This is a genomic window from Nostoc sp., from assembly GCF_036917095.1.
Taxonomy (GTDB): domain Bacteria; phylum Cyanobacteriota; class Cyanobacteriia; order Cyanobacteriales; family Nostocaceae; genus Nostoc.
The window spans coordinates 418,025-444,269 of record NZ_JBALFH010000040.1 but is presented as its reverse complement, the minus strand read 5'-3'; the positions used below and the strand labels follow the sequence as shown (position 1 = coordinate 444,269).

The following is a 26,245-nucleotide window of genomic DNA, read 5'->3' as shown; positions in this document are numbered from 1 at the left end:
GTCTCTCCAAGTCAGTAAAAATCTAATTATTCAGGAGTTAGAAATATTTCTTTGAAAGTATGACTTTGGCTATCTACCAATGCATTGACATTTTGGGGTAAATAGCCAGGATGATTCAGAGTCAAAACATAATTACCTAAATGAAGGTCTTCAAAGAAGAACAACCCTTCTTTAGTGGTTAATAGAGACTTTTCGGTTCCCCTCACAGCAACTTCTACCGCTACCAGGGGTACATTTGTCACCGCACTTCTGACAATACCCGCGATCGCAACTCGCCTGCTCAAGACTAGACTGTTACTATCGCTAGACAATTGATTTCGCAAATTGAAAATTCGCTCCCAAACCACAGGTACTAAAGTAGGTTGTGGCTCGAAGGGTATTGTAATTGTCAAATATAAGGCTGAACGCAATGGCACATTGAGAGCGCTCCACAAAGAGCCAATCTCAATTGGCGGTTCTAGGGCAACTGTCATGTTCAAATTACCATAGCCCCGTAATTCAGGAACCAAAAACTCTTCTTCTAAGGTGCGATGGCGCAACAGTAAGGTCAACGCTTCACTGATAAAGTGATGTTCGCCTAAAGCTGTTCTATCCCAAGCTGTTAATAGCAGCGAAACATCAAACCAAGCGGGTGCCCAATTTACACTGACAGGTTGTAGAGCGCGTGTTAGCTTGCGTTCAACTTGCCTGCCAGAATGTTGTAGCTGCTTACTCTCACGTATATCATAAATGTATAAATTGAGAGTTGGCCCTGCTCCCTCTTCCCTTCGATTACCAGGATGGCTAAAGTCAATTTGCTCTGTACTGGTAAGTGAGGTTCCTCCAGCTAGAATTTCGGCTAAAGTTTGAAGAACGAAGATAAGCATGAAGATGTTGTGCTGGTAGCTAATCCAGATGCATCTACAGTATATGTATCAGTCTTCTAAAGTTAATTAGACTTTTGTCGATATTTTTGGATAGGGCATTGGTTATTAATTTTTCTCTCTGACTCCCTCATCTCCTCAGAATGATGATTGCGAAGGCTGGAGAATATTACTCCCTTCTCGCCAGAAAAATAAATTTTTGTCACGAACCGTCAAGGAAGAGAGAGAAAAATAATAGGTAATCTTGTAGCGACAAGGGAGTAACTTTTCAATAATCCGAAAAGTAGCAACTTCAGTTTGTAGATTAGTTTGGAGCAGTTTTTAATTGGACGCGCCACATTTTTTTCTTGTCGCGTGGGCCGAAAAGCCTTCCTAGTAGTCCACCAGACCTAATACAGATGAGTTGAGCATTTCTTTCTTCTCTCTGTGTTCTCTGTGTCTCTGCGGTAAGCCCCTTTGCGTCTCCGTTAAAAAAATTAACTTTCACAAAGACTTTCAGCTGCATCTTCTTCCTGTACGTTCGCTTCTTTTTATATGGCAAGAGAAATTCAAGTAATATTCATCTGGGAATATAAGCTTAATAATTTTTTGTATAATTATCTGCAAAGATAACTTAACAAAAAAATAAACATTACTTAAACGGCATAATTTTATACTGGTAAAGAGAACTGTAAAAACATTTGGTTGCAAAAAGCGAGTGAAGCTATGACACTAGGCTTTTCTGTACAAAAACTAGAAAATGGCTCGAATTATTTGAGTTCCTCAGACATCCAAAGCTTTTGTCAGCTTGAGTCTGAGCAGTTAACTAGTCAATATCCAATTTTTTTCGCTCGGATTGTCTATCATGATTCTTTGCTGAGAAATCATCAGGAAGTTATAAATTATAGTCAAGGTCAAACTCCTTTTTCTTCAAAAACTTTAGCTTATTTGCGGTCTGAAGCATGGCTTACAGATTTTCCGCCTACTTTGACTTTACATGAATTTATACTGAAGGACTTTTCATCCATTTCTTACATTTGCCCCATAGGTTATAGAAATCAAAAACCGGAATATATCCAAATAATTACTCACGAACCTCTTTCAGAGAGTTTGCAATTATACGTAAAACGCTCTGCTATGCTCCTGAGTAAGTATGTAGATATTTACTTAGGCTATGGAAGACAAAAAACTGAAATTCAACTACTGGAAGATATCCTGCATCGAGTCGGACATCAATTGCGTAACTCATTAGGACTTATCGGATTGTACGCACATAATTTATGCTTAGGGTTGGAGGATAGTCCTTGGCAAGAGCAAGCGACAATCATCGGCGAAAGCATACAAGATTTAGATACTAATTTAACCGAGCTGATTGATTGTGGACAAGGTGCAAAATTAAGGGTAATATTTCAAGATTTAAGAAGTTTGGTAGTTGAAAGTATCACAAATTTACAACCTCTAATTAATCAGAAAAAACTGAAAATTTCGATTCCCAATACATCAACAATCCTGAAGATAGACAGATTGCAAATGAAACAAGTATTTGATAATATCCTCAGTAATGCTGTTCATTTCAGTCCTGATTCAGGAACTATTACCTGTAGCTGGCAAATTTTTCAAGATGAAGTTTTAATTAAAATTTCCGATCAAGGGACAGGATTATCTAAAGAAGATTTGCAAAAAGTATTTACCCCATTTTATTCCCGCCGTCGCGGAGGTACAGGGTTGGGTTTAACTATTGCTAAAAAAATAATTCTAGATCACCAAGGAAGTATCTGGGCACAAGTTTTGTCAGAAAGTGGGGCACAATTTTCTGTGATTTTGCCTCGACCAAGGAGCGTGAATTAATTCGTAATTCGTAATTAACAAAGATGGCTAACGATCATAAAAAACTTTCAGTTTTGCTGGTAGATGACGAAGAACGGTTTCGTCAAGGGTTACGTACTTTACTCAACTTTTATAGCATTAATTCTGCATTACCTGTAGAAGTTATCGGTGATGCAGATTCTGTTGAGCAAGTTTTAAAACTTACAGCCCAGAAGTGTCCAGATTTAATTTTGCTGGATATGCAATTGAAAGGATGTGATGGGATTACAGTTCTAGCACGTCTTAAAGAAACTGGCTACACTGGCAAGGTTTTAGTATTGTCGGCTCATCAAGAAGATGACTGGATTTTTAGAGCAATGCAGGCGGGAGCCGCAGGTTATGTGTTTAAAAATCGTTTGGCAACACAACTGTGTGAAGCTATTGACACTGTTACAAAATCGGAAATTTATTTACCTTCAGAGGTTGCTAGTCGATTTTTCCGGTTTTTTCAGGCTTATTCAGACTCTTGTGTGAAAGCATGTCACAATCTGCATTTAACAGAAAGAGAGCAAGAAGTTTTATACTGGTTAACTCAAGGTGCTTCTAATGAAGAAATCGCTAAACATTTATATGTAACAGTTGCTACTGTTAAGGCGCATCTCACAAGTATTTTTGAAAAATTGAAGGTTACTAGCCGGACTCAAGCTATTGTGGCTGCCCTCAAATTAGGATTAGTTCACGCTTAAGCGCGATACAAGTAATCGGCGCAATTTACGAAATTTGTATATGCCTTCATTTGAATCTTTTTATAAACAATACCCCTGCTCGTATAATTCTCCCTTAAGTTGCGATCGCCCCTTCCAAACGGCGCAGCAAATCAAGGGGGCTAAGTTTTGTTTGGAATGTGGTTTTCCAGCAACTTTACCGCAGGAGGCTGAGATTAAAGGAAGTCAGGGGACTTATCAAATAGTTAGTTATATCGGCGTGCGGGGTTTAGGCCGCTTATACTCAGCTATCCAACTCAAGGACAAACAACCTGTAATTATTAAAGAATACCTGCTGCCCAATCGTTCTTTTAATGAAAGCGAGACTCTGAAGCGGAAAGAGACTTTCAAACGGGTGGGTGGGATAAGTTTAGCCGATAGTAGAATTCAAAACTTTCGTCTTGTCGAAACTAAAGAAGCGATCGCGGATGAAAAAGGAGAACACTGTTATTTAATTAGTACAGGAATAGAGTCATCCCAAACTTTAGCCAAATATCTTATAGAGAGGGGAGCAATGACATCTCCTGAAGTGCGTGAAGTTCTAAATCAAGGTTTACAAACTCTCCAATTTCTCCACACTCAAAAGCTGCGTTTTCCCTCAAATCAAATCCAATTAGGCATAACTCACGGCAATATCAATTTAGATAGTATTTTAATTAAGATAGAAAATAATCAAAATTTTTCTATATACTTTTGTGATTTAGCTATCTGGGAAAACTTATTTATTCCACCGATTATTCCTCAACCCACTGCCGCCAGACCTGAGCAAGATTTAGAATCATTAGGATTGGTAGCTTTTTATTTATGGGTGGGACGAACAACTAATTTTTCACCTAACCAGCCTCTAGATCCTAGAGATAATCAACAATGGCCAGATATAGATAGGCATTTAAAGCAGTTTATTTATCGTTTAATTGGGCTAGAAACTCCTTTTGAAAGTGCGGAAGCAGCTCGTCAAGCATTGCTGGAACTACCCAAAGAAGATCGTGTTAATAGTTCCGTGGATTCGCCAGATTCTCAAAAAATCCAAAAACGTTTCCCAATGCCCTTGCTTTTGCTAATAATTTTGGCTTTATTACTGCTTGGCGGGGGAATTTGGTATTGGCTTTGGGGCAAGAAAACAGATAGTCCTAATCAATATATCCTATGGTCTAGACTTGTGCGTAATTTCTCAGAAGTCCCCAACGTTCCTTCTGGAAAATTTACTTACACAGGAGAAAAAGACAGTACATGGAGTTATGTTTTAACGCAACCTGTAGACAACAGTCGTTTAGTAGATTTATTGACCACACCAAAGTCAGATGCAACCGCAACATTTAACTATGAATCTGTTTTATCAGCAAATCTAAATAATCCGATTAAAAGTATCGAAGAAGTCCAAACAAGTAAAAAAGATTTTGCAATTACTAGTTTGGTAGACAACATTACAGATAAACTTGCTAAAAAACCAATTGCCTATGATGGATTACTTGTTTTTGTAGCATTTAATAAAAGAGATTCAAATCTGGCTAATGCTCTTGGGGGGCAAATAAGTCTTGAGCAATTGCGTCAAATTTACACAGGTAAAATTACTAATTGGCAGCAAATTAATACCAAACTTCCAAATCTGACTGTGAAACCTTTTGCTCCAACCGAGCCGGAAGCAATCAGTAAATTTCAAGAAATAGTTCTCAAAAATGCCCCTCAGGACGAAGCTTTATTTGAAGCCACTGTCAAAAATACGAAAATTGATACAACAAAAACTCAAAATCAGATACGCAGTGAGACTCTAGAGGGGCGAACCACTGGTATTATAAGTTTTGGGATTATCAGTAAAACTTCTAGTCAGTGTACTGGCTATCCACTAGCGATCGCAGATGGTAAAAAGTCAGCTATTCAACCTCTGTTTCAACGGGGCGATCGCCGCTCAATTAATCCCTCAGATGACTTGTGTCAGCATGATAATTATTATGTTGATGTCACAACTTTCCAAAGCTACCCTTTGGGATACCCTCTTTATGTGGTGTACCCTAAAGACAGCACCCGCCTACAGGGTGGTTCTACATTTGCCCAGATGCTAACCACTCGTCAGGGTCAGTGTTTACTTACTAAAGTAGGTCTTGTAGCTTTACAACCTATGCCTGATGATATAAATTCTTATGCCTGCAAATCGGTGCCCTAACCCCAATTGCGAATATTTTAACCGCGCCCTGCCTAACAATGCTAAGGTTTGTCCCTGGTGTTCCACTCCTCTGGGTAATGTAGTTTCTAATACACCACAACCGCCTAGTCAAGCACAACCTATTCAACAACAACCTAGTCAACCACCGCCTATTCAGTATCAGCGGCCACCAACAGACCAACCTAACTACCAGGTTCCTCAACAAGCCCCTGTCGATTATTCAACAGTCTATCAGCCACGGGTTTCTTATCCACCAACACCACCTGTTTATACTCCTCCGCCTCAAAGAGCGCCAGTCTTAAAGCTGATTCATAGCACAGGAAGAGAATTTAACCTGATTGGGGAAGGAGGGTATATTGGTCGCCGCAGTCAGAGTCCAGGAATAGTGCCACCAGAAATTGACTTGACTGGTATTCCCAGTGAGGGAATAGTTTCTCGTCGTCATGCGCGAGTCGATTGGGACTGGTCGCAAAATGCATACATGATTGTTGATATGAGTACAAATGGTATTTACTTAAACAACAATTCTTTAACTCCTGGTATGCAATATCGCCTACTTAATGGTGATTCACTGCGATTTGGTCAAGATAATCTAGTTAATTTCACTGTATATGTTGTGTAATTAAAAAACATGTAGGGGGGGGTGCAAGGCCAAGATCCCCTACAAATATACAAATAATTTTGGATAATTTATTTTTTGTCAGTCCCTATTGGGAAAATAAATTAGGTGTAATTTTATTGTTTGGTGTCGGTACTCAACCCTACTGGCAAGAATGGGGATGCCTGCGGCGGGCTGCGCCTACGCACTTCAAGAGGTGTAGGGTGGGCAAATTCTGATAATTTGACAATTTTATGTCCATTTACCCAACTTAAAACAGATGCGATCGTACTACTGCCTTCCCAAAAGTAACTTCTGCCTTCACGTTTGAGTGTTTCGCGCAATCTGTAGCAACTTCTGCCTTCTCTGAAGTAACTTCTGCCTTCACGTTTGGGTGTTTCGCGCAATCTGTAGCAACTTCTGCCTTCTCTGAAGTAACTTCTGCCTTCACGTTTGGGTGTTTCGCGCAGTCTGTAGCAACTTCTGCCTTCCCGGAAGCTATGTAGGGTGCGTTATGCACCACACCACACCTCAACTCTTCTAAATATCCCAAAAACTGTTAAGCATTTCTGGAATTTCAATATGATTGCTTCAGTGCGTTACTTGCTTACGGCACGCTACGCGAACGTTAACGCACCCTACAAGATCGGGCGATCGTACTACGAGGTGAGCGAGCACAGTATAGCTCGATCATCGCATTTTTAAACCTGTGATTACCATTTCCAAAATTGAAACCACCATGCTTTGCTATCAACCACTCTAACTTCAGTATCACTCTTCGACCAAAAACCATTCCTACGACGATCATTGGCTTCATTGAGCATACGTCTTGCGAATGAATATGTCCTTGTATTATCTAATTCTTTTGCTTTTAAATAGTACAGCATATCTACCAATACTGTATCGTTGTGGACAAAGCATGTACCCAAGCCATATTGGATTCTTTTATCTATATGCTCGTAGTGAATGTTGGGAAGTTTTCCCGACTTTTGATCTGCCGTAGCCTCCTTTTCTAGATCTTGCCAATTTCGATCAATTGTCTTCATTTGAGTTACATATGATTGCAATTGATTAGGACTCATCCCAGTTTCAGGATCGACAACACCCTCCGCAGGAGGCAAATTCATGTTAGCCCAAATCAATTCCCTGTCATTAACTCCATTTCTTTGGTACTGTTGTGATGATGCAACATGAGCCAGTTCATGAATAATAGCACTTGCAAAGTAATCCTCATCAAGAGAGAGTTTTTTCGCGGTGTCCCACTCTATCTTATAAGGTTTTTCTGCGTCAGGTGTTGAGGTAGCTTGAGGTGCTGTGCCTTGAACTTGAACAAAATCACACTTAGGTAATTGGGTAGCTGCGTCATTATATTGTGCGGACAGCACAGAATCTTTAAGAATATTTTGAATCTTTTCTTGCGAATAGCCACTATGGACTTCCGTCCACATCGCAGCCATATTATCGTAAACTACCCTTTGTATAATTTCTGTTTCTTGACGCTGTAGGGTAGCTTTTTGATTTTGCGATCGCTGTACAGCCCCTCCATTTTGCTGCACAACATGAGTCAACTCATGCGCCAACAACTCTTGACCCCCCCGACTCCCAGGGTTGTATTCCCCCTGCCGAAAGAACACATCCTGTCCCGTCGTGAAAGCCCGCGCCTGAATTGACTGATTCAACTGGTCTGACTGACCATCCGTGTGAACCTTCACCCCACTGAAATCAGCGCCAAACGCCTGTTCCATCGGTTGGCGGATATTGTCCGCCATCGCTTGTCCACCACCCCTTGCTTGGTTGATGGACGCTTCCAAGTCTGGCGCAGCACCCATCCCAGCCTTACCCTGACGCTGCACCATCGGCTTCATCTGCAATTCTTCTTCATCCTCTGGCGACTCTTGTCGTTGCAGTGTGCTATTTTCCAGAGATTTTATCTGCAATTCTTTCTCTTCTGGCATCGCCTCTCGTTGCATAGACTGGCGATTTATAGGCTGCGCTATTCTTTGCATTACCTGCTGTGCGACGCTATCAGCTTCCTGTTCATATTTATCCCCAGGCTGGCTAATTGAGAGTTTTGCTTGGGGATTACGCAAGGGTATTCGACTAATGTCGTGGGTGAGAGGTTTATGAAGTGGTTGCACCAATGGAACTGCTTGGGGTGAAGCTTGTGAGGAATCTAAACCAAAGCCGGGTATCCGGTGTTTGAGAGATGGTATTGAGAAGGAAACAGTGGTAGCTTTTTTGGACTGGCTTACATGTTCTCTCATTTTTTTCTCCTGATGCCCAAGCAGTCGGTGGATGAATATTTACTAGTTCGCATATCTAGAATACAGCGATCGCACTTTTAACACAATTCATCAAAAGTCTAAAATCAAGCTGAAATCATGTTGGCTATTGTCAGCGAACATTTGCAATTACGGTTATTTTAGAGCATATAATCCAGCGAATTGCAAGTTAGTCAGGTACAGTTCTTTGGTCTACAAGCCAAATAAAAAGCCTTTTTGACTCCTGACTCCTAACTCATGCTGTATCAAAAGGGCTACACAAATTCTGCCCCTGGCTGTAATTACAGCTATTTTCAGGTAAATAGACTACGTGGTAGGGGCACAAGGCCTTGCGCCCCTACGACAGATGTGGTTCAAATACATGAAAACTGCTGTAATAAGTTTCAGAAAACTTGTTCAAGCTCATGGTTTGTGACCCACAGCCAGTACCACAGAAGCCGGAATTTCCAAACCACTCTCCGTGACATACTTTTTTGCTCCCTCGATAATAGCGTTCTCGATATTGTGCCGTTGCTCCTCGGTTTGCATTACAAGTATTGATCCAAGGCGGGCGGTACTGACAACAACCTTTGGCATCACATCCTGGGGTGTGGAGAAAGTCCACTTTATGGGTAGTTCGGTAACAGAGACTGAAGTGAATCCCTCGGAACTCAAAACTCTTTTGCATTCGACTGTTTCACCAAAGCGGAACAAGGGCGGCCCTAGAGGTAAATCCACCTCCATATTGCCGTGAGTCTGCACCGAACCCAAAATCAGGGACATGAAAGGATTACGCGCTGGTGGTGTCCAACAAGTGAAGGCATAGCGCCCTCCTGGTTTGAGGACTCGAAAAGACTCAGCGATCGCTCGTTCCGGGTTAGGGAAATGGAGGATGCCCAAGCTACAGACCACCGCCTCAAATCGTTCCGACTCGAAGGGAAGATTCTCGGCGTCCCCGATTTGGAATTCGGCTTCCGGACATCGCAAACGGGCAATGGCGACCATATTATCTGCATAGTCTAATCCAGTGACTATAGCTTGCCGACTCACCGCGGCCGCACTCAGCCATCCAGTTCCGCAAGCGACATCTAGCAATTGCTTTCCATACCCCGCTTCTACGGCATCTAATATGGCTTCATCAACTTGAGATGTTATTTGAGCGATCGCTCGATCGTATCCTTGGGCCACCAAGGAAAATTTATCGCGCTCGAATTGCTTGAATGCTTCGCTAGCAATGGGAGGCTGACCCGTCATTTTTGACCTCTTTCCCTCTGTAAGGGACATAGGATTTGTACCCTAGTATCCAATGTGTAGTGTATCACTTTGTTAACGCCCCATTGGAGCTAGGCGATCGCTCTTTTGGTAATCGCACAATTAGCGATCACACTCACCAAACAATTCACTTAAACTTACGGCATATCTTGCCATCCACTAATAGAGTTTTCGTCCGGCAAAACTAATTGCCCATTAACTATATTCACTTTTTGCTTATAGAAAGTTTCTGCATCCATATATTGCCTTATTGCTGCTCCTGGGATACCTCCTTGCTTGATCCACTCGCGCTGTTTAGGGAATGGACGTGGTTGGCCTATTCGATCAAAATAATCGTTCACGTCGGTGAATGATGCATTCGCTAGATTTATTGCAGATGTTGAAATTTTATAAAGATATTTTCCTGTGGCAACATGAAGCAATATCGTGTCTTTTAGTCCCCCATATGCTGCCGTTGAAACAAATTGACTCTGATATTTAGCAGTTGTGTCTCCATTTGCTAATACTTGATCCAATGCATTGTTTACATGTTCTTTTATAGAAATATTACCGTTGTCTTTGTGAGGCTGAAAGCCAGTTTGACTTATTTGGTTAGGATTTCGCGCATCTATTCGATATACCGTTGCGGGAAGTCGCTTTCCATCAAGATTTCGTTTCCAAATACGAAGTTGCTGTTCTATCTTATCCCCCAAGCCTTTTGCCTGTATTACCTTATCTCCTGTCAATGTATATGCTGTTTTGGCGGTTGGGAGTTGCTGTACTATCTCCTGTAGCTGAGGTCAAGGTAAGCAATGTGTAGTCTATCACTTTGTTAGCGCCCCTTACGAGCTAGGCGATCGCTTTTTTGGTAATCGCACAATTAGCGATCGCCTCCGTTACTTTGATCCTTAGGGCTGTTGCTTTTTGTTTATAAAATCCAACATAATTCGCTGATGCATTGCTCCTAAAGGTCGCACTTCGCCAGCGTTTTGCGAATAACAGTTACCTTGGTGAATATCTTCTGGGGTCAATAACCCCATATCCCAGCCTTCATTCAAAACCAGTTGATTTAATTCCACCAAGAGTGGTGCATGAAAGACATGACGGACAACTCTTTCGTCGGTATAACAGCCAAATTCAACAAAGGGTGGTAAGTCATAGCCGATTTCTTCTAAAATCTCTCGCTTCACTGCTACCTCTGGTGTTTCGCCAGGTTCGATATGACCGCCAAATATCGCCCAGTAACCGGGGTAGAGAATACCAGGGATGTTGTCCCGCAGTTGCATGAGAAACTTGTTTTTTTGGTAGAGAATTGCGATCGCTACATGCACTGGTTGATTGTTCATATGTTCATTTTTAATTGCTGATTACTCTTCTTCTAGATAAACTTCCCCCAATTCTCGATCGGCTAAGGGGATACTTCGATAGCGAACTTTACCCTTAATCACCACTTGTGCTCCCTTGACTAAATTCTTTTGATTGGTGACAACCCAAATTTTGCCAGTCGAGTCACTAATTTGATAAGCCCACTGCTTCATCAGAGGAGCTTGCTTTTCCACCTGACCTTGGATGTAAACTATAGCCTGATTCTTTTGTTCTGGTTTAATTTCTCGAATTGGGGTGACATTGCTGCCAATTTTCAAGTTAACCCCATTCAAGTCAGACGAAGGCAAACTACCACAACTACAAAGTCCCACTACTAAGAAAAAAATCAACACCAGGCGGTAGGGAACAATGCTGTATCCGTACAAGAACGAAAGGGACAAATTTCTCGTTTGTTCTACGAAAGCCACCGATTGAGCAAATTTTTGCGTCACTGTTTGCTTTGTCACCAGTTTCATTAGGTCAGTTCCCATCTATAATGTTTTATTCGGTTGCAGAAAGACGCTCTCAACTGAGCAAATAATGTTCCGATTTCATGCCTAATTTTTATATTCTTCAGATAACGTCCTCGATCTGAGAAAATAAACATTATGGATTTACTGTGAGAAAAACGCTACGACCTCAAACAGCAGCACAATAATAGTTAAAAGTCAAGAATCAAAAATCAATATTTTCACTCTGGATTTTGGATTGTTGACTTCGCCTAGACTAGAAACGGCTGAGTTTTGAAAAAGAGGCAAGGGAGCAGGGAGCAGGGAGCAAGGGGGATAGAACAGGAAAGGGATTCGACCCAGCCTGTTGCGTTACTTTTTCGCTTTTTACGAGAACCACTTTAGGGGACTCAGACCCATGTTCCGAAGAAGCTCTGTGTCTGGAGGAAGAGGTCATTTCTCTCTGCTCCCTGCCTCTTCGTTGACAAAAGGCGAATATAGCTGGGAATTATTATGGAAACAAAAACTGCCAAACTCCTTGATGGTAAAGCTTTAGCGGCAAAAATTCAGCAAGAACTTTCTATTGCTATTACACTATTACAACCAAAAATTGGACGACCCCCTGGTTTAGCAGTGCTAATGGTTGGCGATAATCCAGCATCAGCGGCTTATGTACGTAATAAAGAAAAAGCCTGCGCTAAAGTTGGTATCGCTTCTTTTGGTAAGCATTTCCCCGCCCAAACTACCTTTGAAGAGTTAGAAGAGGTCATAGCTGCACTAAACCACGATGAACGGGTGGATGGCATTCTTGTGCAGTTGCCCTTACCTAACCACTTGGATGCTGTGGCTCTGCTACATCAAATCGATCCCGATAAAGATGCTGATGGACTACACCCAGTTAACTTGGGACGACTAGTACGGGGAGAAACCGGATTACGCAGCTGTACCCCGGCTGGTGTGATGCGACTGTTACAAGAATATGAAATTCCTTTGCAGGGAAAACAGGCAGTAGTCGTGGGACGCAGTATTTTGGTAGGTAAACCTATGGCGCTGATGCTATTAGAAGCTGATGCCACAGTCACGATCGCTCACTCGCGATCGCCCGATCTAAAAACCATCACCCAAAATGCTGATATTCTAATTGCAGCAGTAGGTCGTCCCGGACTGATCGCTGCTGATATGGTGAAACCGGGCGCTGTTGTGGTAGATGTGGGAATGAATCGCGTCACCGATGCTAGTGGCAAGAGTCGCTTAATTGGCGATGTCGACTTTGAATCAACCGCTGGTGTAGCAGGATTTATTACTCCCGTTCCTGGTGGTGTTGGCCCGATGACTGTTGCCATCTTATTGCAAAATACATTTGCCAGCTATTCTAGGGCGCAAGAGAAGAAAGAAAATGAAGAGTGATGAGCTAAAAGTTAAGAATTATTATTACTAACTCCTAACTCTTAACCCTAATTCCTCATTTTTTCAGCCCCACAGCACCTTAAAATTGTGACGTATAAGACAAAAATCCCAAAGTGTCAGGAATTTAAGAATGGTAGCAACTGATAACGTTCAAAAGACACCACCAGAGGAAGCCACCTTTAACTTAGCAGCCTATCTAAAAGAGCGGCAAAAGCTTTGTGATACTGCTTTAGATCGGGCTATCCCCATCATTTATCCAGAAAAGATTTATGAGGCGATGCGCTACTCGTTATTAGCTGGAGGCAAGCGTGTACGTCCCATTCTTTGCCTTGCTACCTGTGAAATGATGGGTGGAACTATCGAAATGGCCATGCCAACGGCTTGTGCTGTGGAGATGATCCATACAATGTCGTTGATTCATGACGACCTTCCAGCGATGGATAATGACGATTACCGTCGAGGGAAGTTGACAAATCATAAAGTTTATGGCGAAGATGTGGCGATTTTGGCTGGGGATGGCTTGTTAGCTCTGGCTTTTGAGTTTGTTGCCATTGAAACCCCCCAAAGTGTTAACAGAGAGCTAGTCTTGCAGGTCATTGCCCGTCTTGGTCGGGCACTAGGGGCAGCTGGTTTGGTTGGCGGTCAAGTTGTCGATTTAGAGTCGGAAGGTAAATCAGATATTTCCCTAGAAACCCTAAATTTCATTCATAAACACAAAACAGCCGCTCTTTTGGAAGCTTGTGTAGTGTGTGGCGGGATCGTAACTGGGGCATCGCCTGAAGATGTGCAGCGACTGACCCGTTATGCTCAAAATATTGGGCTAGCATTCCAAATCATAGATGATATTCTGGATATCACTGCTACTCAAGAGCAATTAGGCAAAACAGCTGGTAAAGACCAAAAAGCGAAGAAAGTGACCTATCCCAGCCTTTGGGGGCTTGAGGAATCTCGCTCAAAAGCCCAAGAGCTAGTTAAAGCAGCTTGTGTGGAATTAGAACCATTTGGGGAGAGAGCCAAACCACTCCAAGCGATCGCTCATTTTATTATCAGCCGCAATAACTAGTATCGCTTTGCGGAATTTGAAATTCTTATACTGCAAGGGTTTCATTGATTTGGAATGGTGAGGTAGTCCGGTCTTGGGGGTTCCCCCCATGAGGAACTGCCGAACCCGAAGGGGTGGTTTATTTACACCATGTTGTACTACACCGCCCAGCGGAATTTACTCATTCAAAATTCAAAAAGCTTATCAGATAAGCTTATAGGCTATTTTGAATAATTGGTCTGTTTCCGCCATCATGTACTAGGTTAATTTTGGATTTTGGGTTGAATCTAAATGTTTCCTCAACCAACAACTGCTGCTAATATTTACTAACCTAACCAAAATACCATGCAGGACATAGGCAACATTTTAGACAACCGGGTGCTGCTGGTTGCTCTGCTAGCTTGTTTAATTGCTCAAGCCCTAAAGCTCGTAGTCGAGATCGTCAAAAATCGCAAACTGAATGTGCGTGTTTTGGTGACAACCGGAGGTATGCCCAGCGCCCATTCAGCTTTAGTTACCGCTCTAGCAGCTGGTGTAGGGCAAACACTCGGTTGGGCATCTCCTGATTTTGCCGTTGCGATGATTTTTGCCATCATCGTCATGTATGATGCAGCCGGAGTTCGCCAAGCGGCTGGTAAGCAAGCTCGTATCCTTAATCAAATGATTGATGAATTATTTCATGAAAAACCAGACTTTAGCCAAGACCGTCTGAAAGAATTACTCGGACATACACCAGTTCAGGTAATAGCTGGGTCAGCTTTGGGTATAACCATCTATTGGTTAGCCAGGTCTGCTTATTAAACTACGGCAATGAATCTTTGTTTGAGCGTCTATTTTTAATTGGTAACTGGTAATTTGTCAACCTATTTGGGCTTTTAGATTTACTTCATGAATAGATTCACTTGTTCTGAGGATTTTGGATTTGTTCCCCAAATAAATACGTTCGCTTTAAACCTATTTAAAATCTAAAATTCGGTCAGTTGACAAATTACCACCCTGGTAGATGGCATTAGTATTCTAGAAAACTTAATATCACTAGAACCGCACAGTTGAGCGCAGCAGAATCACCTTACGACTATCTACGATGCTGGCAACAAAGTTGCTATTGTTCAGCTTCTGCAATGTATTATATGCTTCAGTTTGGTTAGTGGTATAAACTGCCAGCAAGTAAGGGCGTTGTCCATAAGAAACAAAACCTACATTACCTCCCACTACTTGTTGCACCCTATTTACAAGTTCTGGACGGTTGTAATAATCTACCAGCACTGCATAACCCTCTCCTAAAGCTTGAGGATTATAGCTGACTGTCTGCTGAGGTGTCTGTGGCTGTAGCTGTGCCTGTGCCTGTGCCTGTGGCTGCACATCTGCCGTTGTTGGTCGAGTGGTAATTATGGCAGACAAGCCAACAATATTGCTGACATATCTCGCCCAGCGATTGGCATCGTCAATTTTATTAAAGCCCCCGACTCGCGTCACAGTTTCGTTGAGATATTTGCAGGTAATGGTCTTAAGTTCAGGTGGTAAGGCACTACGCAACTGCTTTTGATTATTGGCTGTCGGGCTGACTACTAATAAAAGATACTCACCCGCATTTGGCGGTTGACAAAGAGGAATGGTTTGTTGGGCAAAGACAGAACTCATGCCACCAATCAACCCTACGTAAGCGAAGCTGATCGTAGACATCGCTAATCCTAAAACACTTGGTAAAGTCAGAAATCTATGCACAAAAGTTAGATTATGTAAATTAAGGTGTCTTAGAAGATTTTATAAAAAAAGATTTTGTTCCCCCAAAATAATATAGCACTTGTCTCTACGTAGTGATTGAGAATCGCCATTTTGGGAAACTTTTGCGACTGGGGAATTGATGCGGCTGTTGGTATTTTTGGTGAGGTATGGTAAATTGGCTTTTTGAGATGATCTGTGGTGGCTTCATTGGGAACAGACTATTTTTTTTACGATAGAGCTACCGTATCTTCTTTTAGTACCCTAGTTAAAGAGATTTTTATAACTAGATAGTCTCAATATTTTCCATTACTTAAGGGGATAAATTAGCAATCGTACACAGAGTTATACTGTTGCTGAAATAATTCCTATACAAGGATTATATCTATACTTTTGTAATTCTTAAGGTACCAATTAACCTATACTTTTAACTGTATAAAATAGAGCTATTCTTGAACTGTATGCTTAGAGGTTGTTTGAAAAGTGGTTGGCTGTGATTTTAGGCACTAACTGATCCCCCCTAGCACCCCTTAAAAAGGGGGGAACCGGAATCAAAGTCCCCCAATTTATCGGGGGATTTAGGGGGATCTAGAACGTTTTGTTACCGAGAAGAAAACTTTTCAAACATCCTCTTAATAACATCACATAAAAGCAGATAAATCAGTTTTATGTTGAACAAATATCTTAAAGTAGTTCTTTCGTCTGCCTTATTAATTAGTCTAATAACTAGTTTTAGTGAAAAGGCCAAAGCTCAAGTTTTAGTTAACGATACTTATACCGACGGTGGCCGTACTAATGGTGTCGATCCGTTAGATATTTCCTGGTTTGGAATTTCATCAAATTTCGATCAAACAGTTTCAACTCCTTCTCAAATTCAATTAGGCGTAGTTGACGATCCAATTCTTGGAACTGGAAACGCTTTGAACCTTGGCACTCCCTCTTTTGTTACTTTTAACTCTTCTTTTCTTCCTGCTCACTTTGCGATCGGAACTTTTGCTCCCGTTAGCTTGGGGAATAATATAGGTGATGCCCTTGATTTGAGCTTTGATTTTCGCTTCACGACTGAGCCTAGTCTTTCCACCACGTCTGCTGAGTTTCCACAAATTCGTGGTAGTGGTTTGCGTTTTGGTTTATACAACTCTGGCGATACACCTATCACGACTGATATTTTAGCTTCGCTTGTTGGCAGTGGCACTCCCATCGAAGATGACGGTGGTTATTTGGTGTTGTCTGGTCTAGCTGGTACCAGTTCACTGGGAGTTAATAAAGAAAACTTCGGCTCTGGGGATAGCATAACTGGTGGTAATGGAAATGTTCAGTTAGCATCAACTACCTCTGTACCTACTATTAACGACACAGCACCTCATACTGCAAACCTCGTTCTCGAACGCTTAAGTCCACAATTAGTTCGACTAACTGCATCAGTTGATGGTTTCTCTATAGAAACATCTGATTCTGGCTCTGGCATCATTAGCTCTTTTAACGAAATTGCAGTCAGGAGTGTTTTCAGTAACCTCAATGTCAACATCGACAACGTGGTACTTCAAACGCTTACAAGTACCTCAGTTCCAGAGCCGTCTACTAATATTGCAATTTTTGGCTTGGGTCTAGGTTGGCTATTAAAGCGGAAGTTAAATCGCTTCATCAAATGAAGGTATTGCATCGCACGTTTACTCCTGAAGGATGTCCCGGCATCCTCACCCCAAATATTATGTAGCAATTATTCCTAATGCTGTCAGGAATAAACTATGTTGCTCAACCGAATGGGGAATGGGGAAAAAGCAAGGGAGCAGAAGAGCAAGGAAGCAGAGGAGAAGTTGTAGTAAGTCTTCCCCTCTGCCCCTTTGCACTTCTGCCTCTTGTGCCCATCCACGATGGACTAAGATACAGTAGCTAATGATGCTAAAGCATCTGGTATTGCTTCAGAAGGAGCCTGGAATTCTCCAGTGATGACGTACTCTAAACGCAGTTTTAACCAAGTAATAAATTGAGGATTTGTAGAAATAATTGCGACTGCTGGTTGGGGACACTTTGCTTTTAGCTCTTTAAACTGCGGTGTTTCCAAGAAAGCTGGTTGTTCAACCAACCAAAAATCTATTTGTTTTTCTTGTTCGTGGTAGTTACGGTTGCGTTCTTTGAGAACTTCGTGTATCGGTTCTTCTTCGAGAAGAAAGCGGTGACTTGCCAAAACGTAATGGTATGTTTGCATTTTCATCCTTTGGTTGCTATGTGAATATTTCAGGGCACAGTGACTCTGTACCCTGACAAACTACTAACTTTTCTGGGATTTCTTGAACCAAGAACTGAACGGACAAGCACTTTTCTGGTTTTCAGCATGTGTCTGTTTGCTACCAGATGTTAGCTTTTCCAAGAACAGATTATTGTCGAAGTAGTGTTCTAAGGAAATAACCTTCAAGTCATCGGTAACTTTTGCAATGCTCATGCCGATAATTTCTATTGTCTCTCCAGTAGGTGCATGGCCTTTATATTCTCCGTTAAAATGTCCCCAATGCCGCCATTTAAATGTGACATTTGGGGGCCCGGAAAAAACTTCCAGAACTTCCCAAGGAAATCCTTGAGGGAATGTTGTGTGGAAGACTTTTGCGGATGATTCAAAGGTTTCTTCTGAAGCTTTGTAATGCTCTGAATCAGGCATAAATAGATTGTAAGTACCTTGGGCTGATACATCTGCTGCGGTATACTCTACTCCACCATTGGTACTGACGCGAAACTGTTCATTCACAATAGATAACCACTCTTGCGGGTTAGCTTTGAAGGATACCTCCATCTCAAAGGTTCTGACTAAGTTTTGCACGATCGCTTCTAGCGTACCTTCAAGGTGATTGTAAATACTTTCTTTGGCAAGATTCTCTTTTGAACGAGAATAATCAGGCGGTGTCTGATAGCGCCACTCGACATCAGTGCTTTCTGCTATCACCTTATCTCTATCTTGTACCCAAAGCGGCAGGTCGTTAGATTGTGTTGCGCTCATAGAAGTTTTTGCTGAAGATTTGATCCCAATTTCTAGATTTCGCAGTGACAACCCCTCTTTCTAAGGCAGGGGACAGGGAGCAGGGGAGCAGGGGAGAAGTTACAGTAATTTTTTCCCTCTGCCCCTCTGCCCCTCTGCCTCTTATGCCCCATTCCCTCTTATAGCTTGTTTCATCTCGCGGACTGCCCTTTCCATACCTACTAATGCTGCCCGACTGATGATGGTATGACCAATGTTCAGTTCTTCCATGCCTGGAAGCGCAGCTACCGGATAGACGTTCCAGTAGGTGAGTCCATGACCAGCGTTAACTCGCAATCCGGCTTGAATCGCTTGTTCACACCCTTTTGCTAATATGGCTAATTCTCGGTGGCGATTTGTTTCATTTTTAGCCTCAGCATATTGTCCGGTGTGCAATTCAATAAACTGCGCCTGTACCTTGACAGATGCTTCAATTTGTGGGGGTTCGGCATCGATAAATAAACTAACTGGAATGCTAGCGCTTTGCAATTTATCGACTATCTCTCCTATTCTAGCAATTTGGCCGATAATATCTAGTCCGCCTTCTGTTGTCACTTCTTCGCGCTTTTCGGGGACTAAAGTTACGTAATCTGGTTTGATATCGAGAGCGATCGCTAGCATTTCTTCTGTAGCGGCCATTTCTAAATTAAGATGCGATCGCACTGTTTGCCGCAACAGGCGTACATCCCTGTCTTGGATATGCCGCCGATCTTCGCGCAGATGCACTGTAATTCCATCAGCACCCCCTAATTCTGCCAGCACCGCCGCCGCTACGGGGTCTGGTTCTACCGTCCGCCGTGCTTGCCGGATGGTGGCGATGTGGTCAATGTTAACGCCAAGTGTAGACACCCCAAGTTTCTCCCAAATCCACAGTCCTCAGAACTTGATTTTACCGGAAATCTTGCAGCATTCTCGATCGGTTAACTAGTCTGCCTGGGACTCGAAGTGCAAGGCTAATAGCTCAAGTCCACTTAAATGGAACAGGACTTACGCAAAAATTGCTAAAAAGCTTAATTTATCGAACCGCCATCGCGCTTCGCGTCTCGCAGAGAAGACGCCATCGCGTAGCGTCTCGTTAGAGAAGAGCGCCGAGAATTCGTAGGCTGTGCGTAAGTCCTGTGGAATTTAAACATCTCCATCAGTGGCAAAATTCTGGGGCGATCGCAGCCGATTCCATACCGAAAGAGGGAACAATGTTTGTGGTAACTTTACCACTCCAAGCTGAATGGTTGCAAAACTTCAGTGACTGTTAAAAAAAGCTAACTGTTGGGAAAAATACTTTATATGGGACTTACGCACTGTACAAAATGACTTTCATATGTATAACGAAATTCGGTCGCTTTAGGCTATTGTCCACCACCTTTAGATCGCTAGCGGCGGCTAGCAAAAACTCTAAACATCGCTGGCTAATAGTAAAAAAATCAAACTTGAATGCCTGAAAAACTAAATATAGCGGTTCTCAGTTGAGTGAGGTACAAGAACCCCACCCCCAACCCCCTCCCCGCTCTTCGAGAGGGGGCTATGATGTACCTCATGCAATTAGGAAAAGCGCTAACATATTTAGTTGTTTATGTCAATATGTAAATCCTATTTTAACTTGAGCTTCAAGAAGAGTTAATACAAATGAGTACAGCAGTTGAACCGATCGTCCAAATTCCAGGCTATCAAATTAGCGAACAACTTTATACAAGCTTTAGAACCCTGGTTTACCGCGCAATTCGAGAGATTGATGAACTTCCGGTCATTATCAAACTGCTCCACCAAGAGTATCCCAACTTCAGCGAACTGCTCTACTTTTGCAATCAGTACACTATTGCCAAAAATCTCGACCTATCAAGTATTGTTCGCCCCTACAGCTTGGAACCTTACGGCAACAGCTACGCTTTGGTAATGGAGGATTTTGGCGGCATTTCCCTCAGAGATTGGATAAACCAAAAAATCGGGAGCAACCAATATAATTTGACAGAGTTCTTAGACATTGCGATCGCATTGAGCAATATTCTTGACGGACTCTATCGGCATCGGGTTATCCACAAAGACATCAAGCCTGCCAACATCCTGATTAATCCGGAAACCAAGCAAGTCAAGTTGATTGACTTTAGTATTGCCTCTCTTTTACCTAGAGAATCCCGCGAAATTCACAGTCCTAATGTCTTAGAAGGTACTCTCGCCTATCTTTCCCCGGAACAAACCGGGCGGATGAATCGCGGAATTGACTATCGCAGTGATTACTACTCTCTTGGCGTTACCTTCTATGAACTGCTTACCGGACAGCTACCCTTCCCGTCTAACGATCCGATGGAGTTGGTTCACTGTCATATTGCCAAGCAACCAGAACCATTAGGAAGCAGGGGGAAAGAAGAGATTCCCCAAGTTCTTTGTGACATTGTAATGAAATTGATGGCGAAAAATGCTGAAGACCGCTATCAGAGTGCGTTAGGGCTGAAATTTGACTTAGAAAAATGTTTGTTTCAATTGCAGGAAATTGGCTCAATTAAATCCTTTCAATTAAGTGAGCGGGATATTTGCGATCGCTTTATCATCCCAGAAAAACTTTACGGTCGCCAAGCCGAAGTTCAAAGCTTACTGGATGCCTTTGAAAGAGTCAGCCAGGGAAGCACTGAAATTATTTTGGTAGCAGGCTTCTCTGGGATTGGCAAAACTGCTGTGGTTAACGAAGTCCACAAGCCAATTGTGCGACAACGGGGTTACTTCATTAAAGGTAAATTTGACCAGTTCCAGCGCAATATCCCCTACTCTGCCTTTGTGCAAGCCTTTCGAGACTTAATACGGCAACTGCTGAGTGAAACGGACACCCAATTCGAGCAGTGGAAGTGCAAAATTCTCTCTGCTTTGGGTGAGAACGGGCAAGTGATGATTGAGGTGATTCCAGAACTGGAAATTATTATTGGTAAACAGCCTCCTGCGCCGGAACTCTCTGGGAGTGCAGCACAAAATCGCTTCAATTCGCTGTTTTTGAAGTTCACTCAAGTCTTCACGACAAAAGAACATCCATTGACTATCTTTATTGATGATTTGCAATGGGCAGATTCTGCTTCTTTAAAGTTAATGCACTTGTTAATCAGTGAAGCTGACATCGGCTATTTACTGTTAATTGGTGCTTATCGAGATAATGAAGTCAATCCAGTACATCCGTTGATGCTGACTTTAGAAGAGATTCAGAAGTTAGGCGCTACAGTTAATACGATTACCTTAACTCCCCTCGATCGGGTTTCTATCAATCATTTGGTTGCAGATACATTGAGCTGCTCCTTAGCTTTAGCTACACCGTTAACAGCGTTAGTATTGAGCAAAACCAAAGGCAATCCTTTCTTCAGCACCCAATTTCTGAAAGCGCTACATCAAGACCGACTAATTACATTTAATTTTGACGATGGTTATTGGGAATGTGATATTGCTCAGGTGCGCTCCCTCGCCCTTACCGATGATGTCGTAGAGTTCATGGCAATTCAACTCCAGAAGTTGTCAGCAGAAACTCAAGAAGTATTGAAGTTAGCAGCTTGTGTAGGAAACCAATTTGATTTAGCAGCATTAGCGATCGTCCATGAAAAATCCCAGGTGGAAACAGCCGCAGACTTTTGGAAAGCTGTGCAAGATGGCTTGATTATTCCTACCAACGAAATTTACAAATTCTATCATCAAGAAAGTCATGGAACACCCGTTGCTCTTGCTCAAGCAGATACTTCTGCTCAAATGTCAAGTTACCGATTCCTCCACGATCGCGTTCAACAAGCTGCCTATTCTCTAATTCCTGAATCTCAAAGAAAAGCTACTCATCTAAAAATTGGGCAATTACTGTTAAAGAATACACCGCCTGAAGCACTTGAAGCCAACATTTTTGATATTGTTAATCAGTTAAATGAGGGAATTGACATAATTAGCCAACAATCTTCAAGATATGATTTGGCTAAACTAAATTTAATGGCTGGCAAGAAAGCTAAAGCCTCTACTGCTTATAAGGCAGCCGTTAAATATTTTACATTAGGGAGAGAACTGCTAATAGAAGAAAGTTGGCAAACAAACTATGAACTCACGTTTGGATTATATCGAGAATCGGCAGAGTCTGAATATTTAACTGGCAACTTTAACCAAGCAGAAGAATTATTTAATATCGCATTAAATAATAGTAAGCATAGCTTTGAATTAGTAGATATTTATCGGATTCAGATGTACCTGAAAATGACTCAGGGTGATATAGAAGCTAGTATTGAAGCTGGATTGAAAGGTTTGAGCATCATGGGGATGCATCTACCAGTCACTTCTGAAGAACAGCAAGCTGCTATCGAAACTGAACTTCAAGAATTAAAAGCCAAACTTCAAACGGTTCGGGTAGCAGATTTATTCGATCTGGCTGAGATGACAGATCCAGATCGGAAGGTCTGCATGAGTCTTTTAGCTGACCTTTGGGCAGCAGCTTATATGGGAGGATCTCAATATCTCAGTTGGTTAGCTCCTATATTAATGATCCGTTTATCGTTGAGATATGGCAATGCCGAAAGCTCTGGTTTTGCTTACTGTTTGTATGGGATGAATCTGGCAAATCAAGGAAATTATCAAACTGCCTATGAGTTCGGGACGTTAGCACTAAAACTCGATCGCCACTTCAATAGCACCCAATTTATTTATAAGACCAATAATATCTTTGCACACACCATTAATCCCTATAACCAGCATTTAAAAACGAATTTGCCACTTTCTCAAGAATCATTCCAAATTTGTCAAGAAACTGGAAATTTGGTGTTTGGTGTCTGGGCAGTTTCGTTTCTGATTTGGGCGATGTTAATTAAGGGCGATCGCTTATCAGATGTCTACGCGGAAACTGAGAAATATCTCGGCTACGTACAACAGGTGAATGATGCCAATATGCTGTATGCATTTAGTTTACAGAGGCAGTTCCTATTAAACCTACAAGATATATCTAAAAACACAGATTTATTAGACGATCGCAATCGCGAAGATATTCCCTATATAGAAGTTTGGAGGCAGAAAAATAACTTTGAGCATGGAATTAATTGGTACTGCTTTCTCAAAATTCAATTGTCGTACCTTTATGGTCGCTATGCAGATGCTGTTAAAGCGGCAGAAGAAGCTGACAAAACCCTTGGTTGTAACTCTGGTTTCTTTCCAATTATTCAGTATCATTTCTATTATCCCCTCAGTTTGATAGCCCTATATCCAAATGCCACATTAGAGAAGAAAAAGCAATATTGGGAAATTATTCAAGAGCATCAACAAACCCAGAAAACCTGGGCGGATAGTTGCCCAAAAAACTTTCTGCATCGATATCTATTGTTATCTGCGGAAATGGCAAGAGTTTCTAGAAATTATATGGACGCAATCGAGTCATACGATCGCGCCATTGCGAAAGCCAAAGAAAACGAATATATCAACGAAGAAGCTCTCGCCAACGAACTTGCAGCCAAGTTTTATTTAGAATGGGGCAAAGAACGCATTGCCCAAGAGTATTTGATTAATGCTTACTATTGCTACACTCGCTGGGGCGCTAAAGCCAAAGTTGACGATCTAGAACAGCGTTATCCACAACTGCTAGCGCCCATCTTACAACAGACGCGATCGCCACTCATGCCCAATGAGACGATCGCAAATATTGATACCATTGCTACCTTACACCCAAGCATTAATAAATCAGTAACCTCTAGCAGCAATACAGCAGTAATGCTAGATTTGGCAACAGTGATGAAAGCTTCTCAGACTCTCTCCAGTGAAATTGAACTGGGAAAATTACTCACTAAGTTGCTGCAAGTGGTGATTGAAAATGCTGGAGCAGATAAGTGTGCGTTACTACTACTTAAAGAAGGTAGATTGGTAGTTGAGGCGACTGCTGAAGTTGGGCAGCAATCGACCGTGCTACAGTCCATTTTTGTTGATGATAGCGCAGACGTTCCCCATAGCCTAATTTACGCCGTCAAACGCAGCCTGCAATCTACCGTCATCACTAATATAACAATGTATCCGGCGCTAATGGCTGACCCCTACATCATTCGTCAGCAACCCAAAAGCTTGCTGTGTACGCCGATTCTGTATCAAGGCAAACTGTTGGGGATTTTGTATTTAGAAAATAATCTTACTACTGGGGCATTTACGAGCGATCGCATCGAAGTTCTTAATCTGTTATGTACTCAAACTGCAATCTCCCTAGAAAATGCCCGACTTTATCAGCAAGCACAAGATGCTTTAGAAAACCTTGGACAGACTGAACAATTCTTACGGTTAATTATCGAGAATATTCCCCAGTCGGTTTTCTGGAAAGACCGTAATAGTGTTTATTTAGGCTGTAACCATAATTTTACTCAAACTTGGAGTCTGGGAATACCAGAAAATGTTATTGGTAAAACCGACTACGACCTTCCTTGGACTAGTAAGCAATCAGATTTTTTTGTAGCACGCGATCGCCGGCTTATGGAGTCTGGGCAACCTGAACTCAACATTATCGAAACAGTGCAGCAAGCAGACGGAAAAGAAAAGTGGTCGAATACAAATAAAATTCCTTTAAAAGATAAAGAAGGAAACGTTTTTGGCATCCTTAACACCTCTGAAGACATCACCGAACGCCAGCAAGCACAACAATTACTGCAACAGCAAAAACAACAATTAGAACAAGCTTTACAAGAACTCCAAACAATGCAATTGCAATTAGTGCAGGGTGAAAAAATGTCTGCTCTTGGTAATTTGGTAGCAGGTGTTGCCCATGAAATCAACAATCCTGTCGGCTTCATTGCTGGTAACGTTGAACCAGCGAAAGATTATGTTAAAGACTTGTTTGCGCTAATTAACCTTTACCAAGAAAAATTTCCCAATCCCGGCTCAGAAATTGAAAACGAAATTGATGCAATAGATTTAAATTATTTACGCGAAGATTTACCTAAGTTACTGGACTCGATGAAACTGGGTGTTAGCCGGATTCGCAGTATCAGCACTAGTCTGCGAACCTTCTCTAGAGCAGATAAGGATTACAAAGTTCCCTTTGATATTCACGAAGGTATTGATAGCACTATTCTTATTCTTAGACACCGTTTAAAAGCTAACGAAAACCGTCCGGGAATTGAGGTAGTTAAAGATTATGGCAAACTACCTCTAGTGGAGTGTTTTGCTGGGCAACTCAATCAGGTGTTTATGAACTTATTAGCAAATGCTATTGATGCACTTGAAGAATACAATACACAACGGACTTTAGAAGCGATTCTAAGCAACCCTAATTGCATTACCATTCAAACCCGTCTAGCTGAATCAGGTCAGCACATTTTGATTAAGATTGCCGACAATGGAGGGGGGATGTCACCGGAGGTCAAGCAACGAGTATTTGACCATTTATTTACCACCAAGCCTGTAGGAAAAGGCACAGGATTGGGATTAGCGATCGCTCGTCAAATTGTCGTCGATGCACATGGTGGCTCACTTTCTTGCACTTCAGAACTTGGACAGGGCAGTGAGTTTGTCATTCAAATCTCTACTCAACAACAATGAAGAGTACTGAGTTGCCTTAGCGTAGTGGGGCGTACATATTGCTAAGTTCTGAGTATTTTCT

The 26,245-nt window shown here is 42.0% G+C and carries 21 protein-coding genes; 10 read left to right on the top strand and 11 right to left on the bottom strand.

Annotated elements, in window-relative coordinates; translation table 11 throughout:
* Window positions 1–26 precede the first annotated feature (26 nt).
* Window positions 27–866 (bottom strand): Pvc16 family protein, encoded by an 840-nt coding sequence (locus V7L01_RS21520; protein ID WP_335038218.1) that lies wholly within the window; start codon window positions 864–866, stop codon window positions 27–29.
* 702 nt (window positions 867–1,568) lie between these two features.
* On the opposite strand from V7L01_RS21520, the gene V7L01_RS21515 reads away from it, so the two are divergent.
* The 4 genes from V7L01_RS21515 to V7L01_RS21500 are packed head-to-tail and all read left to right on the top strand — an operon-like array spanning window position 1,569 to window position 6,195.
* Window positions 1,569–2,690 (top strand): sensor histidine kinase, encoded by a 1,122-nt coding sequence (locus V7L01_RS21515; RefSeq protein WP_335038217.1) that lies wholly within the window; start codon window positions 1,569–1,571, stop codon window positions 2,688–2,690.
* Between the two features lie 23 nt (window positions 2,691–2,713).
* The gene (locus V7L01_RS21510) at window positions 2,714–3,394 is read left to right on the top strand and encodes a response regulator transcription factor (RefSeq protein WP_335038215.1); all 681 of its coding nucleotides are present in this window, start codon (window positions 2,714–2,716) and stop codon (window positions 3,392–3,394) included.
* Window positions 3,395–3,434: 40 nt separating this feature from the next.
* Entirely contained in the window at window positions 3,435–5,573 is a 2,139-nt protein-coding gene (locus V7L01_RS21505) for a substrate-binding domain-containing protein (protein ID WP_335038212.1), read from the top strand.
* The gene (locus V7L01_RS21500; RefSeq protein ID WP_335038210.1) at window positions 5,551–6,195 is read left to right on the top strand and encodes an FHA domain-containing protein; all 645 of its coding nucleotides are present in this window, start codon (window positions 5,551–5,553) and stop codon (window positions 6,193–6,195) included. Before V7L01_RS21505 ends, V7L01_RS21500 begins: the two co-directional genes overlap by 23 nt.
* Before the next feature lie 247 nt (window positions 6,196–6,442).
* Here V7L01_RS21500 and V7L01_RS21495 read toward each other — a convergent pair whose 3' ends face one another.
* From V7L01_RS21495 to V7L01_RS21470, 6 genes are all read right to left on the bottom strand, one after another.
* A complete protein-coding gene (locus V7L01_RS21495; RefSeq protein WP_335038208.1) occupies window positions 6,443–6,691 on the bottom strand; it encodes a hypothetical protein in 249 nt (82 codons plus the stop codon).
* A gap of 193 nt (window positions 6,692–6,884) precedes the next feature.
* Window positions 6,885–8,435 carry an eCIS core domain-containing protein gene (locus V7L01_RS21490; RefSeq protein WP_335038206.1) on the bottom strand — a complete coding sequence of 517 codons (1,551 nt, stop codon included), beginning with the start codon at window positions 8,433–8,435 and terminating at the stop codon, window positions 6,885–6,887.
* Between the two features lie 420 nt (window positions 8,436–8,855).
* A complete protein-coding gene (locus tag V7L01_RS21485; RefSeq protein WP_335038204.1) occupies window positions 8,856–9,686 on the bottom strand; it encodes a class I SAM-dependent methyltransferase in 831 nt (276 codons plus the stop codon).
* Window positions 9,687–9,841: 155 nt separating this feature from the next.
* The gene (locus tag V7L01_RS21480; RefSeq protein ID WP_335038202.1) at window positions 9,842–10,429 is read right to left on the bottom strand and encodes a scabin-related ADP-ribosyltransferase; all 588 of its coding nucleotides are present in this window, start codon (window positions 10,427–10,429) and stop codon (window positions 9,842–9,844) included.
* Between the two features lie 162 nt (window positions 10,430–10,591).
* Window positions 10,592–11,029 carry an NUDIX hydrolase gene (locus V7L01_RS21475; RefSeq protein ID WP_335038200.1) on the bottom strand — a complete coding sequence of 146 codons (438 nt, stop codon included), beginning with the start codon at window positions 11,027–11,029 and terminating at the stop codon, window positions 10,592–10,594.
* Window positions 11,030–11,050: 21 nt separating this feature from the next.
* Window positions 11,051–11,539 carry a hypothetical protein gene (locus V7L01_RS21470; RefSeq protein WP_335038198.1) on the bottom strand — a complete coding sequence of 163 codons (489 nt, stop codon included), beginning with the start codon at window positions 11,537–11,539 and terminating at the stop codon, window positions 11,051–11,053.
* A 471-nt stretch (window positions 11,540–12,010) separates the two neighbouring features.
* Here V7L01_RS21470 and folD point away from each other — a divergent pair, with 471 nt between their 5' ends.
* The 3 genes from folD to V7L01_RS21455 all read left to right on the top strand — a co-directional run bounded on the left by folD (window position 12,011) and on the right by V7L01_RS21455 (window position 14,747).
* Window positions 12,011–12,904: a bifunctional methylenetetrahydrofolate dehydrogenase/methenyltetrahydrofolate cyclohydrolase FolD gene (folD, locus tag V7L01_RS21465; protein ID WP_335038196.1), complete on the top strand. Its 894-nt coding sequence runs from the start codon at window positions 12,011–12,013 to the stop codon at window positions 12,902–12,904.
* Between the two features lie 130 nt (window positions 12,905–13,034).
* Window positions 13,035–13,967: a geranylgeranyl diphosphate synthase CrtE gene (crtE, locus tag V7L01_RS21460; RefSeq protein WP_335038195.1), complete on the top strand. Its 933-nt coding sequence runs from the start codon at window positions 13,035–13,037 to the stop codon at window positions 13,965–13,967.
* Window positions 13,968–14,291: 324 nt separating this feature from the next.
* Window positions 14,292–14,747, top strand: coding sequence for a divergent PAP2 family protein (locus tag V7L01_RS21455; RefSeq protein ID WP_335038194.1), 456 nt, complete (start codon window positions 14,292–14,294; stop codon window positions 14,745–14,747).
* A 234-nt stretch (window positions 14,748–14,981) separates the two neighbouring features.
* On the opposite strand, the gene V7L01_RS21450 is transcribed toward V7L01_RS21455, so the two are convergent.
* Window positions 14,982–15,629: a hypothetical protein gene (locus V7L01_RS21450; protein WP_335038192.1), complete on the bottom strand. Its 648-nt coding sequence runs from the start codon at window positions 15,627–15,629 to the stop codon at window positions 14,982–14,984.
* Between the two features lie 707 nt (window positions 15,630–16,336).
* On the opposite strand from V7L01_RS21450, the gene V7L01_RS21445 reads away from it, so the two are divergent.
* Window positions 16,337–17,320 (top strand): PEP-CTERM sorting domain-containing protein, encoded by a 984-nt coding sequence (locus V7L01_RS21445; RefSeq protein ID WP_335038190.1) that lies wholly within the window; start codon window positions 16,337–16,339, stop codon window positions 17,318–17,320.
* Window positions 17,321–17,547: 227 nt separating this feature from the next.
* Here V7L01_RS21445 and V7L01_RS21440 read toward each other — a convergent pair whose 3' ends face one another.
* The 3 genes from V7L01_RS21440 to V7L01_RS21430 all read right to left on the bottom strand — a co-directional run bounded on the left by V7L01_RS21440 (window position 17,548) and on the right by V7L01_RS21430 (window position 19,527).
* On the bottom strand, window positions 17,548–17,877 hold the full coding sequence (locus V7L01_RS21440) for an MgPME-cyclase complex family protein (protein ID WP_099100229.1): 330 nt from the start codon (window positions 17,875–17,877) through the stop codon (window positions 17,548–17,550).
* A gap of 63 nt (window positions 17,878–17,940) precedes the next feature.
* Window positions 17,941–18,660 carry a SnoaL-like polyketide cyclase gene (locus V7L01_RS21435; protein WP_335038189.1) on the bottom strand — a complete coding sequence of 240 codons (720 nt, stop codon included), beginning with the start codon at window positions 18,658–18,660 and terminating at the stop codon, window positions 17,941–17,943.
* Between the two features lie 141 nt (window positions 18,661–18,801).
* Entirely contained in the window at window positions 18,802–19,527 is a 726-nt protein-coding gene (locus tag V7L01_RS21430) for a pyridoxine 5'-phosphate synthase (RefSeq protein WP_335038188.1), read from the bottom strand.
* Between the two features lie 269 nt (window positions 19,528–19,796).
* Here V7L01_RS21430 and V7L01_RS21425 point away from each other — a divergent pair, with 269 nt between their 5' ends.
* Window positions 19,797–19,931 (top strand): hypothetical protein, encoded by a 135-nt coding sequence (locus V7L01_RS21425; RefSeq protein WP_335038186.1) that lies wholly within the window; start codon window positions 19,797–19,799, stop codon window positions 19,929–19,931.
* 370 nt (window positions 19,932–20,301) lie between these two features.
* Window positions 20,302–26,184 (top strand): trifunctional serine/threonine-protein kinase/ATP-binding protein/sensor histidine kinase, encoded by a 5,883-nt coding sequence (locus V7L01_RS21420; protein WP_335038184.1) that lies wholly within the window; start codon window positions 20,302–20,304, stop codon window positions 26,182–26,184.
* Window positions 26,185–26,245: the final 61 nt, after the last annotated feature.

Bases quoted from the DNA above. Each gene is read 5' to 3' on its own strand.
- folD (WP_335038196.1), top strand. From the start codon at position 12,011: ATGGAAACAAAAACTGCCAAACTCCTTGATGGTAAAGCTTTAGCGGCA.
- V7L01_RS21490 (WP_335038206.1), bottom strand. From the start codon at position 8,435: ATGAGAGAACATGTAAGCCAGTCCAAAAAAGCTACCACTGTTTCCTTC.
- V7L01_RS21500 (WP_335038210.1), top strand. From the start codon at position 5,551: ATGCCTGCAAATCGGTGCCCTAACCCCAATTGCGAATATTTTAACCGC.
- V7L01_RS21440 (WP_099100229.1), bottom strand. From the start codon at position 17,877: ATGCAAACATACCATTACGTTTTGGCAAGTCACCGCTTTCTTCTCGAA.
- V7L01_RS21505 (WP_335038212.1), top strand. From the start codon at position 3,435: ATGCCTTCATTTGAATCTTTTTATAAACAATACCCCTGCTCGTATAAT.
- V7L01_RS21485 (WP_335038204.1), bottom strand. From the start codon at position 9,686: ATGACGGGTCAGCCTCCCATTGCTAGCGAAGCATTCAAGCAATTCGAG.
- V7L01_RS21420 (WP_335038184.1), top strand. From the start codon at position 20,302: ATGAGTACAGCAGTTGAACCGATCGTCCAAATTCCAGGCTATCAAATT.
- V7L01_RS21445 (WP_335038190.1), top strand. From the start codon at position 16,337: ATGTTGAACAAATATCTTAAAGTAGTTCTTTCGTCTGCCTTATTAATT.
- V7L01_RS21515 (WP_335038217.1), top strand. From the start codon at position 1,569: ATGACACTAGGCTTTTCTGTACAAAAACTAGAAAATGGCTCGAATTAT.
- V7L01_RS21470 (WP_335038198.1), bottom strand. From the start codon at position 11,539: ATGGGAACTGACCTAATGAAACTGGTGACAAAGCAAACAGTGACGCAA.
- V7L01_RS21455 (WP_335038194.1), top strand. From the start codon at position 14,292: ATGCAGGACATAGGCAACATTTTAGACAACCGGGTGCTGCTGGTTGCT.
- V7L01_RS21450 (WP_335038192.1), bottom strand. From the start codon at position 15,629: ATGTCTACGATCAGCTTCGCTTACGTAGGGTTGATTGGTGGCATGAGT.
- V7L01_RS21520 (WP_335038218.1), bottom strand. From the start codon at position 866: ATGCTTATCTTCGTTCTTCAAACTTTAGCCGAAATTCTAGCTGGAGGA.
- crtE (WP_335038195.1), top strand. From the start codon at position 13,035: ATGGTAGCAACTGATAACGTTCAAAAGACACCACCAGAGGAAGCCACC.
- V7L01_RS21475 (WP_335038200.1), bottom strand. From the start codon at position 11,029: ATGAACAATCAACCAGTGCATGTAGCGATCGCAATTCTCTACCAAAAA.
- V7L01_RS21510 (WP_335038215.1), top strand. From the start codon at position 2,714: ATGGCTAACGATCATAAAAAACTTTCAGTTTTGCTGGTAGATGACGAA.
- V7L01_RS21435 (WP_335038189.1), bottom strand. From the start codon at position 18,660: ATGAGCGCAACACAATCTAACGACCTGCCGCTTTGGGTACAAGATAGA.